Origin of the sequence: Bradyrhizobium sp. AC87j1, from assembly GCF_002936975.1 — a bacterium.
Taxonomy (GTDB): Bacteria; Pseudomonadota; Alphaproteobacteria; order Rhizobiales; family Xanthobacteraceae; genus Bradyrhizobium; species Bradyrhizobium shewense.
In genome coordinates, this window is record NZ_PTFE01000045.1 from 1 (window position 1) to 14,754 (window position 14,754).

Sequence of the window (14,754 nt, forward strand, 5' to 3'; positions counted from 1 at the left end):
GCTTACGGCGGAACGGTGTCCGGCGGCAACGGCGGCAACGGTGGCAACGGCGGCGCCGGCGGTTTTGGCACGCTTCAACACGGCAGCTGCGGCGGCGGCATCTGCATCAGTCAAATCTCGATTGACGGGAATGGCGGCGCTGGCGGCAATGGCGGCAGTGGCGGCAACGGCGCCGTTGCGCTTTCGAGCGGCGGCATGATCGTGGTCACGGATCAGGGTTCGTCGATTAAGGGAGGAACGGGGGGCAACGGCGGCAACGGCGGCGATGGCGGCCGGCAGGAATTTTCGGCAACCGGGGATGGCGGGGATGGCGGGAGAGGCGGTGATGGCGGGGCAGGCGTGGTTCTGACAGGTGGCACAATCCTCACGACATCGGCAGGCACGTCGGTGTCGGGGGGCAACGGCGGTCGAGGTGGCACCGGCGGTTCGGCAACAATCCAGATTTTTGGCGACCTGAAGGATGTTGCCGGGAACGGCGGGGCAGGTGGCAATGGCGGCAACGGTGTCACCGTCAGCGGTGGCGCGACCGTCGTCAATGCGGCGGGTGCAACAATTGCCGGAGGCGACGCAGGACACGGCGGCAATACGGGTATATGGCGCGGCGACCCCTACGATCCCTATTGTTGTAAGAATGGTGCCGATGGTGCCGCCGGCGCCGGAGTATCCGGGTCGGGCAACATGAATGTCATCAATGCCGGCACGATTGAAGGCGGCCTGAACATCGACGGGTCGCGCGCCAGCGCGATCGTCTTCGGCGGCGGCGACAACACGCTCGAGCTGCGCGCCGGCTCCAATATCATCGGCAACATCGTCGCGACGCTTGATCCGAACAATCCCAACACGCTGGTGCTGGGCGGCGATCGGAACGCCAGCTTCGATCTGTCAGACCTGGGCGGCCGATATCAGGGCTTCTCGATCTTCAACAAGACGGGCGCGGGCACCTGGACTCTGTCGGGCGCGCCCACCTCCTTTACGGGTGACACCGGCATCTATGGCGGCACGCTGGTGCTGGCATCGGGCGCCAGGTTGACGAGTGGCAATGCCATCATCGGCTCTCCTCTCGGGTCCCAGGCAGGCGGCTTGATAACGGGTTCGGGCTCGGTGTGGACGGCCGGATCGATGTCGGTGAGCGGATACGGAAGCGATACGCTCACGATCCAGGACGGCGGCAGCGTGAAAGTCTCCGGGGATCTGACCATCGGTTCGGGCCCCAACTCAATCGCCGGTACGGGGGATGCCGTGACCGTCGATGGGGCTGGATCGCGTCTGAGCGTCAATGGGACGACCTATGTCGGCGGTGCATTGACGATCGAGAATGGCGGCATTGTCGATAGCCGCCAGATGCAAATCGGTTTCGGCGACACGGGTTCGGCCACTGTCACCGTGACGGGAACTGGCTCCAGTCTGAATGCGGTGCCGTCGATCAGTATTTTTGGCTTCAGCAATAACAGCCTGACGGTCGCCGATGGCGCCAGCGCCGGAATCCTCGGCGACAGCAGCAGCTTCATCATCGGGAGTTCCGCCGATCCCAGCCTTGCCGGGGCGTTGAACATCGGCGCCGCGGCAAACATCACGGCGGTGGCGCCCGGCACACTCAAGAACAATGTCGTATTCGGATCGAGTTCTGGAAGTCTGAATTTCAACCACACCAGCAGCGATTACACGTTTGCGCCCACGATTTCGGGCCCAGGCGCGATCAATTTTCTGGCCGGCACGACGATCCTCACCGGCAACAGCAGCAGCTTTACCGGCCGCGCGAATGTGTCCAACAGCACGCTTGTCATGGCGAAAACAGGCAGCCTCGGCGGCACGCTCGCGGTCGATGCGGGAGGGCGCCTGGAGGGTTCGGGCGCCGTCGGCGCGACGACGATCAACAGCGGCGGCACCATTGCGCCGTCCGATGCCGGTGCGCTGACAATCAACGGAAACCTGGCGCTGCAGGCAGGAGCGACGTTCGGCTATCGGCTCGCTGATCCATCGTCATCGCCGGCCGGCGCGCCCGGCATCGGCTCGTCGGTGATCAAGGTGAATGGCGATCTGGCCTTGAACGGCGCCACGCTCGATATCGCCAGCGACAGCTCCGCCCCGAGCATCGGCTATCACCGCCTGATCCATTACACCGGCGGATTGTCGCAGTCGGGTGGCGGTCTGATCGTCGGCAGCACGCCGGTCACCAGTCCGGTCGCCTATACCTATTCGATCGATACGTCGAGCTATGCGAATTACGTCGACCTGCTGGTGCGGCCTGATGGCCTCAACGTCGTGCAAGTGTGGGGCGGCGGCACCGATGGCGTCGGCACGGGCAGCGGCACATGGAATGCCGGCAACGCCAACTGGCTCGATCCGATCGGCGGCACCGCGCCGACCCAATGGGGCAGCGTCTACGGCATCTTCCGCGGCACCGGCGGCACGGTCACGGTGGAGGGGCAGCAATCGGCGATCGGGCTGCAATTTGCGGGCGGGACATATACGCTTGCCACGGGTGCGGGCGGCTCGCTGGAACTGGTCAAGAGTTCGGCGCTGCAGATCGCCATTCCCGGGATCGACGTCCTCGCCGGCGAGACCGCGACGGTCGGCGTGACGATCACCGGCGTCGATGGATTGCAGAAGACGAGTGACGGCACCTTGATCCTCTCGGGCGCGAACACTTATTCCGGCGGCACCATCGTCAGCGGCGGCACGCTGCAGATTTCGGCCGACAACAATCTCGGCGCGGCGAGCGGTGGCCTGACCCTCGACAACGCCACGCTGCGTACCACGGCGGACATCGCGTCTGCGCGCACGGTCAACTTGCGCGCATCTGGCGCGTTCGAGACCGCCGCCGGCACAACTTTCAGTGTCTCCGGAAACATCACCGGCGCGGGCGGCCTGATCAAGGCTGGCGACGGCACGCTGGCGCTCTCGGGCAGCAACAGCTGGTCGGGCGGCACGCTGATCACCGCCGGCACCTTGCGCGCGGATTCTGCCAGCGCCTTGCCGAGCTTCACCGATTACGTGCTCACTGGCGGCACCCTCGATCTCAATGGTCACGACCTGAACATGGGATCGCTCGCCGGAACCGGCGGCAATATCGCGATCGCGGGTGCCAGTCTCAGCGTTCTTCAGGCGTTCGACGCGGTCTATGCCGGCACCATCTCCGGTGCCGGCATGTTCAGCAACTTCACCAAGACCGGCTCCGGCACGCTGCTGTTGACCGGCAACAACACCTATGGCGGCGAAACGCATGTCGATGGCGGCACGCTGGCCATCATCTCCGCCAGCAATCTCGGTTCGGGGCCGTCGACGTCGACGGTTTTCATCGATGGCGCGACGCTGGCGACGCTCGCCGACATCAGCCTCGATCGCTGGGTCAGTCTCAGGGGCGCGGCGACGGTCGACACGCTCGCCGGCACGACATTCACGCTGTCGAACCAGATCTTCGGAGCGTCGGGCGCGTCGCTGATCAAGCAGGGCGCAGGCGCGCTGGTTCTCGCGGGCGACAATTCCTACGACGGCGGCACCACCGTCGCCGCGGGCACCCTGCAGATCGGCAATGGCGGCAACGCGGGCTCGATTATCGGAAACGTGCTCAACAACAGCCTGCTCGCCTTCAACCGCTCGGATAGTTATGACTTCGGCGGCGTGATCTCCGGCACCGGCGCCGTCGCGCAGATCGGCAGCGGCACCACCATCCTGACCGGCACCAATACCTACACCGGCAATACCTTCATCTTGGCCGGGACGTTGCAACTCGGCAATGGCGGCACATCGGGATCGATCACCGGCGATGTCCTGAACAACGGCACGCTCTCCTTCAACCGTTCGGATGTCACCAGCTTCGCGGGATTGATCGCCGGGTCGGGATCGCTTACGCAGGCCGGCCCGGGGACGACGGTTCTGACCGCGAACAACACTTACACCGGCGGCACCACCATTGCCGCCGGCACGCTGCAGCTCGGCGATGGCGGCCGAACCGGCTGGATCACCGGCAATGTCCTCGACAACGGCACGCTCGTCTTCAATCGCGCCGACGATGTCCAGCTCGACGGCGTGATCTCGGGCAGTGGCGCGGTGCGGCAGATGGGATCGGGCGCCACGGTCCTGACTGCCGACAACACCTATCTGGGCGGCACCGCGATCACGGCCGGTGCCCTGGTGCTTGGCAACGGCGGCGCCTCGGGCTCCGTGCTCGGCGATGTGACTGACAACGGCATCCTCGCCTTCAACCGGTCGGATGCTTTCGGCTTCGGCGGCGTGATCTCCGGCACCGGCTCGGTGCAGCAGATCGGCGCCGGCACGACAGTGCTGACCGGCGCCAGCACCTATAGCGGCGGCACCCTGATTGCCGCCGGCACGCTGCAGATCGGCGATGGCGGCACCGCGGGGGCGATCACCGGCGATGTGCAGAACAACGGCACGCTCGCCTTCAACCGCTCCGATAACGTCGTCTTCAGCGGTAAGGTCTGGGGTTCGGGCGCTCTGGCGCAGATCGGATCGGGCACGACGGTCCTCACCGCCAGCAATGCTTATGGTAGCGGCGTCACGATATCCGCCGGAACGCTGCAAGTGGGCGATGGCGGGACATCGGGTTCGCTCGACGGCGACGTTGCGAACAACAGCCGGCTTGTCTTCAACCGCTCGGATGTCCTCATTTTCGGCGGCGCGATCTCAGGGACAGGGTCGCTTGCCCAGATCGGCTCCGGTGCGACTGTTCTCGCTGGCGACAGCACCTATACGGGTGGCACCACGATTTCCGCCGGTGTGCTCGTGGTCGGGGATGGCCAGACGTCGGGCTCGATTGTCGGCAATGTGGCAAACGCCGGCATCCTGGTCTTCAATCGCGCGGACAGCTACGCGTTCGATGGTCAGGTGTCCGGGACCGGATCCGTCGTGCAGCTGGGCTCGGGTACGACGTTGCTCGCGGGTGTCAGCAGCTATACCGGGGAGACCGTCGTCGAAGCCGGTCGGCTCAGCGTCAACGGCTCGATCGCGTCGTCATCACGGGTCACCGTCAATGCCGGCGGCACGCTCGGCGGCAACGGTATCGTCGGCCCGACGTTCATCAATGGCGGTGCGCTGGCGCCGGGCAACTCGATCGGGCTGCTCACCGTCCAGGGCAACCTGTCCTTCACCGCCGCGTCGAGCTACATGGTCGAGGTGTCTGCCGGCAAGGCCGATCGCGTCAATGTGACGGGGAGTGCTGATTTGGGCGGCGCCACCGTGCACGCGACGTTCGACCCCGGCTCCTACGTGATGCGGCGCTACACCATCGTGAATGCCGCGGGCGGCCTTGACGGCAGCACGTTCCGTTCCGAGGTCAACACCGATCTGCCGGCCAACTTCACGCCGAGTCTGAGCTACGACGCCAAAAATGTGTACCTCGAGCTCGCCATGAACATCAGCGGGCTCACCGTCAATCAGCAGAACGTGTCCACCACGCTGGTCAATTACTTCTACCAGAACGGGCAGATCCCCCTGGCATTGGGCAGGCTTGATGCGGCGGGGCTGACGCAAGCCTCCGGCGAACTCGCGACCGGCGTGCAGCAGACGACCGTCGATGTGATGAACCTCTTCATGGGGACGATGATCGATCCGTTCCTTCCCGGTCGCGGTGGCGGTGCGAGTGCGTCCGACGGCAGCGCCGCGCTGGCCTATGCGTCCGGCGGGCGTGAGGACTCCGATGTCGTGCGCAGGGCCTTCGCCGGGGCTGTCGGCAAGGCGCCGCCCGCGGCTTCGTTCGATGAGCGCTGGAGCGTGTGGGTGGCCGGCCTCGGCGGGACCCGAACCACGGCAGGCAACGGCGTTGTCGGATCGCACAACGTCACGGATCGGATCTATGGCGCAGCGGTCGGCGCGGACTACCGCGTGTCGTCGGACACGCTGCTGGGCTTCGCCCTGGCTGGCGGTGGCACCAGCTTCAATCTCGCCGGCGGCTTGGGCACGGGACGCTCCGACCTGTTCCAGGCCGGCGTGTTCACGCGACACGCCATGGGGAATGCCTATCTCTCCGGCGTGCTGGCCTATGGCTGGCAGGATATCACCACCGACCGCATGTTGACGCTGTCCGGCGCGGATCGTCTGCGGGCGAACTTCCATGCCAATGCGTTGTCTGGCCGTATCGAGGGCGGCTATCGGATCGCAACGCCATGGATGGGGGTGATGCCTTATGCCGCGGGACAGGTTGTTCATATGGCCTTGCCGGCCTATGCGGAAGCGGTGATTGCGGGCGCCGATACCTTTGCGCTCGACTATGCCTCCCGGCATGTCACCGCAATCCGCAGCGAACTCGGCGTCCGCGCCGACAAGTCCCTCGCGCTGAACGATGCCATCCTGACTTTGCGCGGGCGAGCCGCATGGGCGCATGATTTCGATCCCGGTCGCGCTGCACTGGCGACCTTTCAGACGCTGCCCGATGCAAGTTTTATCGTCAACGGCGCGGGACAATCTCCAAATACTGCGCTTGCGTCCGCATCGGCCGAATTGAAGTGGCTCAATGGGGTCTCGCTTGCCGCAACCTTCGACGGCGAATTTTCCAGGACCACCACGAGCTATGCCGGAAAAGGCGTCGTGCGACTTCAATGGTGAGGCGACATCACCATAGCCCAGTATGTGATGCAAATCACCGCTCGCCGGGCTCAAAGCAACCCCTTATGAATCCCGAGGTTGGCTAGCTGAGAGTCATCCTGGCGCATGACAGGCCGTTTATCGGAAGGATCGCCGTAAGGCCCATCGCTTTCGAATCGCTCGCAAGCGACGCGATAATCGCGGCCCCGGACTCAGCCTCCCGAAATTGAAGCGGATGTATGTTAGCCGCTTTTCATGACATGATGGTCGTTGAGGCAGGGCTCTCCCGTTTCGAACCCCAGTATTCGAAGCGCGCCATTCCGACAAAGTCGAATCCAATTGCCATTTCAATGCAGCTTGAATGGTAAGTTTGTCGGAATGGCCGCTGATAGTGCACAGAAATCACACGCCTCTTAATCAGCGGGTCCCAAGTTCGAGCCCTGGTGCGCCCACCAAATCAATGACTTACCCGGCAGAACCGTTTGAGGATCTGATTTGTCAAACGGTCTTTTCAAGCGACGGAGTCTCGCCCAAAGTGAAAAGACGCACGCGAGCACCGCACCGGTGAACGCGATTTGTCCAATGATGGACTGGTGCGAGAGTTTAAGGTTTTCAATCGGTTAGAAGGCGGCGTGTGCACGAAGTGTGCACCGGGAGATCAAGAAAAATCTCACCACGGCCAACGTGAGCAGGCTTGTTGCGCATGCGCATGCGCATGATCTGAATTTGCGAGACCAGGAGGCGGGCGATTGCTTACGGCAGTCTCGGCTGTTCGAGGCGGGATAGTCGAAAATCGTGGGTTTGACTCCCACTTTCTCCGCCATTTGCACGATTTCTACGCCAAACTACGATTCGTGCGCTTGGGTCCGCTTCGCGAGCGACTCGTCCCCTCCGCTAGCCGCCCTAGCCACGGCCCGTCTCTGTAGGGTCGCGATCGGCCGTTGGCACCAGTCCCCACGGAGCTTCGCTTCATAGCTTCAGCTCAACGCGTGACCGGCTAGCCCGTACACCCACGGCTCATTTTCCTTTCGGTTCAGGAATCGCCGGCCCTTAGACATCGTCGTGACGGTGTCGGTCATCCCGAGGCGGCTCTGTTGAAGGAAGTCGGCAAACAGACCCGTCTGCTCCCGCGTATCGACGCGGACGAATTGTCTCGCGAGATCCCTGAGATGCACGGCCGTGAGATGGATCGCGTCACAATCATTGCTGGCGATGATCGGGCCGATCACATGACCGCGCCCGAATTCGCGCTTCATGGAATAACCGACGGTCTCTCCGCCGCGGCGCAGGACGGAGATTGACGCACCTTCAGAAAGCAACGCGAGCAGCTTCTGCCGGTTAGTTCCGAACGCGCGTTCATCCAGTGCCGCGATCTCTCCGATGTTAGCCGTGGACAGCGAGCTCAACTCACCGGCCAGACCCGGCACCGGCGGGGGTGGTGAGACGATCTCTCCTTGCCACAGATGCACGGTGGCTTCCTTCGTGAACCCCAGCGACAGATACAGATGATAGGCGGCATGGGTTGAATTGAGGGTCAAATTCCGGTCGCCACACCGCTCGAAAACCTGCTCCATGAGCCAGCGGCCAGTACCTTGTGCCTGGGTTCGGGGCGATGTGATCACCAGGCCAATCGTCGCGAATTCCTGGCTATAAGGGAACCACATCGCGCTGCCGAAAACGCGGCCTATGCCGTCAACGGCGACGATGCCGTGGCCGGCGCGGCGTAGGAAATCCCAATCCTTGGGGCGATGCGGCCAGCCGACACCGATCGAAAGCGCGTGGAGCAGCTTCACATCAACGTCGTTTATGTCCTTGGCCACCAGTTCAAAGGACTTCACGCGTACCGTTCGTCCCATTCAGCTCATCCATTCCTTTGCGGGCTCAAAGGCCGCGGCCTATCCCCCGCCGACCTTCTGCTGCGTGCCGCACAAGCCCTCTTTTGCAGCAGCATAGCGCGGAAGGCCAGCAGGTTTCCCCTGTTTGGCGGGCGGTACTCGGAATGTTTCGCCGCCCGTGCAGCTCGATTCAGCAGGGAAAGCTACTGGTTGCGGCCTATCGATATCCTGCAACAGCAGGCAGGGTGACCCCAGTGAACGTTGAAGGCTTCGTAGGGCTCGCCGCCTTTCCAGCCCTCGGTGGCCGGCCAGTCCGGTCTCAACGCGCCGCATCCCGGGCGAGGACCTGAGAGGACCACGTCGATGGCGTTCCTTTTCAATTCCGACGCTGCTCGGGCGGCTATATTCCGGCAGGCCTTTGCGCGCGAGCTCCCTGATCTCGAATTCTATCATTCCAGCGAATGCTTCGAGCCGGAAAAGGTACGGTACCTGATAACCTGGAACGCGCCCGACGATCTCTCGCGTTTTCGAAATCTCGAAATGCTCTTTTCCACCGGTGCGGGGGTCGATCAATTCAAGCCGGAGACCCTACCTGGCCACGTCAAGCTCGTGCGCATGGTCGAGGATGGCATCATACGCATGATGCAGGAGTACGTCGTGCTTGGGGTGCTGACACTCCATCGCGAGATGATTGCCTATCGGGAGCAGCAGGGAAGAGGCCTATGGCAGGCTCTTGCAACGCCCCAGGCGGCCGATCGGCGCGTCGGCTTTCTGGGCCTCGGCAAGTTGGCGCAAGCTGCGATTGATCGCCTCAAGCCGTTTGGATTTCCGCTTGCCGCGTGGAGCCGCAGCAACAAGACGATCGGGGGCGTCACCTGCTTCCACGGCGATGGTCAGCTTGGCAGCTTCCTGAAAGGAACGGACATTCTCGTCTGTCTTCTGCCCCTGACGGAGCAAACAAGCGGCATCCTGAACGCACAGCTGTTCTCTCTCCTGCCGGCGGGAGCAAGGCTGCTGCATATCGGCCGCGGTCCGCAGCTTGACCAGGGCGCACTCATCGAAGCGCTCGATAGCGGGCGCCTCGCCGCAGCGATGTTCGACGTGACCGATCCCGAGCCGCTGCCGGGAGCCCATGCGCTCTGGTCGCATCCGAAGGTGATCATCACGCCGCATATCGCGTCCGTGACGCAACCGCATACGGCCGCGCAATCCGTCATAGAGAACATCCGGCGCCACCGCGCCGGACGAAATCCGATCGGCCTCGTCGATCGAATGCTCGGTTACTAACAGGAAAGATGCCATGTCACTTCTGATTGCCATCGACACCAATCCGGATTTTGTACCGAAGAAGGCCGTGCCAGATCCGGAACGGCTCATTTCGGGCAATCCGTCCTTCAAGACCTGGGCGCAGGACGCCTCGAAAGGCGAGAAAGTGCTGACGGGCGTCTGGGAGGCAACCCCCGGCGAGACCCATTCCATCAAGGGCACCACCTTCGAGTTCTGCCATATCATCTCGGGTCTTATCGAAATCGAGGAAAAGGGTGGCGAGACGAAGACTTTCCGCGCCGGCGACAGCTTTGTGATGAAGCCGGGCTTTGTCGGCGTCTGGCGCACGATCGAGACCGTGCGGAAGATCTACGTCTGTCACTATGACTGAGCACGATGCCTGACGGCGGCCTCACTGAACGACGGCCAGAATAATCGACTTCCGAAATCCCATCTGACCGGATTCAACGCGGTCAGACGCTTCCTTCTCGATGAAAAATGCGGCGCGCGGTGCTGTATGGCTCAGATGAGACGGCTTGTCTCGCCAATCGCATATCCGGCAGTGTTGGCGGTTTGACCCCGAAGAGTAAGGGAACAAATACATGGTTGCATTGAAAGACAAGGATCTGTTTCGCCAGCAGGCACTGATCGGCGGCCACTGGCGCGACGCGAGTGCGAAGGCGACGGTTGATGTCATCGATCCTGCCAGCCAGCAAGTTCTTGGCACCATCCCCGATATGGGGTGCGAGGAGACCAAGGCTGCCATCAGCGCTGCGGCCGACGCGTTCAAGCATTGGAAGACCAAGGCCCATGCAGAGCGCGCCGCGCTGCTGGAGCGCTGGTACGAGCTCATGCGACACCATGAGCAGGATTTGGCTCTTCTGCTCACGCTGGAGCAGGGCAAGCCACTGGCGGAATCGCTCGGCGAAATCCGCTATGGGGCCTCTTTCGTTAAATGGTTTGCGGAAGAGGCGCGCCGGATCAACGGATCGACGATCCCGTCACCCACGGTCGATCGCCGCATTCTGGTTTTGAAAGAGCCGGTCGGCGTCTGCGGGATCGTTACGCCCTGGAATTTCCCCAACGCGATGATTACACGCAAAGTGGCCCCCGCGCTGGCCGCGGGCTGCACCGTCGTCATCAAGCCCTCTGAATTCACGCCGTTTTCGGCCCTCGCGATCGGTGTGCTGGCGGAGCGGGCAGGAATTCCACCTGGCGTGATCAACATCGTGACGGGCATGCCGGCCGACATTGGCAAGGAGCTGATGGCCAATGAGACCGTCCGCAAGATCTCGTTCACGGGGTCGACCCGCGTCGGCGCGCTGCTGATGAAAGGGGCCGCCGACAACATCAAGCGGCTCAGCCTCGAGCTCGGCGGCAATGCGCCGTTCATCGTTTTCGACGATGCCGATATCGACCGCGCCGTCGAGGGCGCGATTGCGTCGAAGTTCCGCAATGGGGGCCAGACCTGCGTCTGCTGCAATCGCATTCTCGTCCAATCAGGCGTCTACGATGCGTTCGCAGAGAAGCTCGCCGGCATGGTCGCGAAAATGAAGGTCGGCGCCGGCACCGAAGAGGGGGTCGCAATCGGGCCGATGATCAATGGCGCGGCGATCGAGAAGATCAGGCGGCACGTCACGGACGCCTTGGACAAGGGCGCAAAGATCATCTCGGAGAGTGAGGCGGTGCCGGAAGGTCGACAATATGCCCGGCCTCTCGTGCTCGGTGGCGCGACGACTGAGATGCTCCTGGCTTCGGAGGAGACCTTCGGGCCGGTCGCGCCGCTTTTCCGGTTCGAGACGGAGGACGAGGCGATAGCGATCGCAAACGGTACGCCCTTCGGTCTTGCGGCGTATTTCTACACTGAAAACCTGAAGCGTTCCTGGCGTGTTGCTGAAGCGCTGGAGTTCGGCATGGTCGGCCTGAACACCGGCCTGATCTCGACGGAGGTCGCGCCTTTCGGCGGTGTCAAACAGTCGGGCCTGGGACGCGAGGGATCTCAGCTCGGGATAGAAGAATATCTCGAGAGCAAGGCCCTTCATGTCGGCGGCCTGGATTGAGCGTCCATCGGATCTAAAACAAGAAAAGGGGGCGGTTGAACCGCCCCCTTTTCCTTGACCAGCGCAGATCTTTATTGCTGAAGTGCCGCGAGCGATCCCGAAAGAACTGCGCTCAGGCGCTTTTACGAAGAGGCTCCAGGCCGACTGCGGCAGCCAAGCCGCCGATGCCAGAGACCTCGGTGTATTCATAGAAGGGGTTCGCCGGCTCGTGACCGCGGTTCACCCATACCTTGCTCTTGATACCCAGATCGTAGGCGGTCATCAGATCGTAGCGGAACGAGGAGGAGACGTGGGTGATATCTTCCGGGCCGCAGCCCAGCTTGTCGAGCATGTATTCGAAGCCCTTCATGTGTGGCTTGTAGGCGCCGGTTTCCTCGGCCGTGATGACCATGTGGAAGGGGGCGCCGAGCTTTTCGACGTTCGACATGATGAGGTTCTTCATGGAGTTCGACAGGATGACCAGCGGAATCTCCCTGGCAACTTTGGCCAGACCCGCCGGGACGTCCGGATGTGGACCCCATGTGTGGATCTCTTCATTGATGCGCTGGGCATCCTCCGGCCGAAAGACGACACCATTGCGCTTGCAGGCGCGCTCCAGCGCGTTGTGCACCACCTCGAAATACGGCTTCCACGCGCCGAGAACCTCGTCCAGGCGATAGGCTGAAAAGTCCTTGATGAGCTTTGCCATCGCCGCGGCAGAAAGCTCCGAGCCATAGACACGGGTCGCGGCCCCGGCCATGTCGAAATTGGTCAGCGTGCCGTAGCAGTCGAAGGTGATGTATTTCGGTCTGAATGTCGCCATAGCTCCAATCCTTGCGATCTCGCACCGCTTGCCGGTACGACACGCACCATAGCGAGCAGCCGACGAGATAAAGCGCCGATGTCGCGGTGGTCGGGAGCAGATTGTGTCGTATCGCATCGGAGCCGTGGCAGAGAGTTGCGCGACGATCGGCTCTCCTCGTTTAGCCTCTCGCCCACCATGCCGGCATAAGATGCCGCACGGGTGCCCAATCAAAGTCAAAACGCCCTCCGTCCATGTCCTACCTGGGAGCAAGTGCTGTCTTCGGCAACCTATGTTGAGCCCAGACATGACGGGCTGCTCGCACAAACATCGCGGCCGAGCTGGAGGACAATATGCTGAGCAACTCGCTAATTGAGCTCGATCGCGCGCATCTGATTCACCCGGTCTCTTCTTATCGAAGCCACGAGGCGACGGGCGTCCGCGTGCTGAAGTCAGGCAAGGGCGCGACGCTGACCGATGTCTCGGGACGTCAATTGCTGGACGGCTTTGCGGGTCTGTGGTGTGTCAATGCCGGCTACGGACAGGACAGCATCGTTGAAGCGGCTACGCGGCAGCTGCAGGAGCTGCCTTATGCGACGGGCTATTTCGGTTTGGGCTCGGACCCGGCGATCCGGCTGGCGGCCAGGTTGGCTGAATTGGCGCCTGGCGATCTGAACCATGTCTACTTCACGCTGGGTGGCTCCGATGCCATCGACAGTACGATTCGGTTCATCAGGTACTACTATCATTCCAAAGGGCGGCCACAGAAGGATCAGTTCATTTCCGTCGAGTCTGGTTACCATGGATCGTCGACGGCAGGGGCTGGCTTGACGGCGCTGCCCGCCTTTCATGCGGGCTTTGGGGTGCCATACAACTGGCAACACAAGATCCCCTCGCACTACGCCTATCGCAACCCTGTCGGTTCCCATCCCCAGGCTATCATTGCGGCGTCGGTCGCGGCCTTGCGGGCCAAGATCGCCGAGCTCGGCGCCGAACGCGTCGCCGCCTTCTATGTCGAGCCGATACAGGGGTCAGGAGGCGTCCTCGTTCCGCCGCCGTCCTGGCTGAAGGCGATGCATGCGGTCTGCAAGGAGCACGATATTCTGTTCGTTGCCGATGAGGTCATCACCGGCTTTGGCCGTGTCGGTCCGCTCTTCGCCTGTGAAGAGGATGACGTCGTGCCGGATCTCATGACCACGGCAAAGGGGCTGACCTCGGGCTACGTGCCGATGGGGGCCGTACTCATGTCCGACGCCGTCTACAACACGATTGCCGATGGCGCCGGCAAGGCGGCCGTCGGCCACGGCTACACCTATTCCGCTCATCCCGTCAGCGCAGCCGTTGGGCTCGCGTGCCTTGATCTCTATGAAAACGGCTTGCTGGAAAACGGCCGGAAGGCCGGGCATCGGCTGATGGAAGGTCTTCGCGCGCTTGCCGATCATCCGCTTGTCGGCGATGTCCGCGGTCGCGGCATGCTGGCTGCAATCGAGCTCGTGACTGACAAGGAGCTCAAGACGCCTCTGCCGGCGGAAGCCGACGCGGCGCGCCGCATCTTCGACCGCGCGTGGGACAATGGTCTCGTGATCCGCGCCTTCGCGCAAGGCGTGCTGGGCTACGCGCCGCCGCTGTGCTGCACCGATGACGACATCGACGGCATTATTGAGCGGACAAGGACTACGCTCGACCAGACGCTCGAAGACAAGGACGTCCGCGCTGCGATGAAGGGATGATCACCGCGCTGCCGGTCGGAGATTGTTCTTAGCTATCGAAGATGCTTTCGAGCGGCAGATGGGATTTCACGATCGGGGACTTCAGCACGACGAAACTGAAGTACTTGTCGATGCCGATATCCATCTCGACCAGGCGTTCCATGACAGCCTGATATTCGCTGATTCCCGCGGTGATGAACTTGACGAGATAGTCGTACCCGCCCGAAACCAGATGGCATTCGACGACCGAATCGATCTTTTCGATCGTCGTGAGAAAGCGAGCGAAATCGATCTGCCGATGATTCTTCAGGGTGATTTCAGCGAAGACCGTCAGAGTTTGTCCGAGCTTGGCAACATCGATCTGGGCGGAATAGCCGGTGATGAAGCCCTCCGTCTGGAGCCTCTTGACGCGCATCAGGCACGGGCTCGGCGAAAGATTTATCAGCTCTGCGAGCTCGACGTTGGAAATGCGCCCGTTCTTCTGCAGTTCGCATAAAATCCTGATGTCGATCTTATCGAGCTTCATAGCAATGCCATCAGATGGGGCCGACAACGGCGTC

Annotated in this window: 8 protein-coding genes; 5 read left to right on the plus strand and 3 right to left on the minus strand. The window is 62.3% G+C overall.

All coding sequences use genetic code 11. From position 1 onward, the window contains the following. Positions 1 to 15: 15 nt before the first annotated feature. Positions 16 to 6,564, plus strand: a complete 6,549-nt coding sequence (locus CV770_RS22390; protein WP_210203160.1) for an autotransporter-associated beta strand repeat-containing protein — start codon at positions 16 to 18, stop codon at positions 6,562 to 6,564. Between the two features lie 956 nt (positions 6,565 to 7,520). On the opposite strand, the gene CV770_RS22395 is transcribed toward CV770_RS22390, so the two are convergent. Further along, positions 7,521 to 8,399 (minus strand): GNAT family N-acetyltransferase, encoded by an 879-nt coding sequence (locus tag CV770_RS22395; protein WP_092252109.1) that lies wholly within the window; start codon positions 8,397 to 8,399, stop codon positions 7,521 to 7,523. Between the two features lie 342 nt (positions 8,400 to 8,741). Here CV770_RS22395 and CV770_RS22400 point away from each other — a divergent pair, with 342 nt between their 5' ends. The 3 genes from CV770_RS22400 (at position 8,742) to CV770_RS22410 (ending at position 11,704) form a co-directional block, all read left to right on the plus strand. Then, positions 8,742 to 9,665 carry a 2-hydroxyacid dehydrogenase gene (locus CV770_RS22400; RefSeq protein ID WP_104463882.1) on the plus strand — a complete coding sequence of 308 codons (924 nt, stop codon included), beginning with the start codon at positions 8,742 to 8,744 and terminating at the stop codon, positions 9,663 to 9,665. A 13-nt stretch (positions 9,666 to 9,678) separates the two neighbouring features. After that, positions 9,679 to 10,035: a cupin domain-containing protein gene (locus CV770_RS22405; RefSeq protein WP_092252113.1), complete on the plus strand. Its 357-nt coding sequence runs from the start codon at positions 9,679 to 9,681 to the stop codon at positions 10,033 to 10,035. Positions 10,036 to 10,246: 211 nt separating this feature from the next. After that, on the plus strand, positions 10,247 to 11,704 hold the full coding sequence (locus tag CV770_RS22410; RefSeq protein WP_104463883.1) for an NAD-dependent succinate-semialdehyde dehydrogenase: 1,458 nt from the start codon (positions 10,247 to 10,249) through the stop codon (positions 11,702 to 11,704). 112 nt (positions 11,705 to 11,816) lie between these two features. Here the strand turns inward: CV770_RS22410 and CV770_RS22415 are convergent, their stop codons facing one another. Continuing rightward, positions 11,817 to 12,506, minus strand: a complete 690-nt coding sequence (locus CV770_RS22415; RefSeq protein WP_104463884.1) for a haloacid dehalogenase type II — start codon at positions 12,504 to 12,506, stop codon at positions 11,817 to 11,819. 332 nt (positions 12,507 to 12,838) lie between these two features. On the opposite strand from CV770_RS22415, the gene CV770_RS22420 reads away from it, so the two are divergent. Beyond that, complete coding sequence (locus CV770_RS22420) at positions 12,839 to 14,215, plus strand: aspartate aminotransferase family protein (protein ID WP_104463885.1); 1,377 nt, start codon at positions 12,839 to 12,841, stop codon at positions 14,213 to 14,215. Between the two features lie 28 nt (positions 14,216 to 14,243). Here CV770_RS22420 and CV770_RS22425 read toward each other — a convergent pair whose 3' ends face one another. Then, on the minus strand, positions 14,244 to 14,720 hold the full coding sequence (locus tag CV770_RS22425; RefSeq protein ID WP_018321783.1) for an Lrp/AsnC family transcriptional regulator: 477 nt from the start codon (positions 14,718 to 14,720) through the stop codon (positions 14,244 to 14,246). Positions 14,721 to 14,754: the final 34 nt, after the last annotated feature.

Bases quoted from the DNA above. Each gene is read 5' to 3' on its own strand.
- CV770_RS22395 (WP_092252109.1), bottom strand. From the start codon at position 8,399: ATGGGACGAACGGTACGCGTGAAGTCCTTTGAACTGGTGGCCAAGGAC.
- CV770_RS22400 (WP_104463882.1), top strand. From the start codon at position 8,742: ATGGCGTTCCTTTTCAATTCCGACGCTGCTCGGGCGGCTATATTCCGG.
- CV770_RS22405 (WP_092252113.1), top strand. From the start codon at position 9,679: ATGTCACTTCTGATTGCCATCGACACCAATCCGGATTTTGTACCGAAG.
- CV770_RS22410 (WP_104463883.1), top strand. From the start codon at position 10,247: ATGGTTGCATTGAAAGACAAGGATCTGTTTCGCCAGCAGGCACTGATC.
- CV770_RS22415 (WP_104463884.1), bottom strand. From the start codon at position 12,506: ATGGCGACATTCAGACCGAAATACATCACCTTCGACTGCTACGGCACG.
- CV770_RS22420 (WP_104463885.1), top strand. From the start codon at position 12,839: ATGCTGAGCAACTCGCTAATTGAGCTCGATCGCGCGCATCTGATTCAC.
- CV770_RS22425 (WP_018321783.1), bottom strand. From the start codon at position 14,720: ATGAAGCTCGATAAGATCGACATCAGGATTTTATGCGAACTGCAGAAG.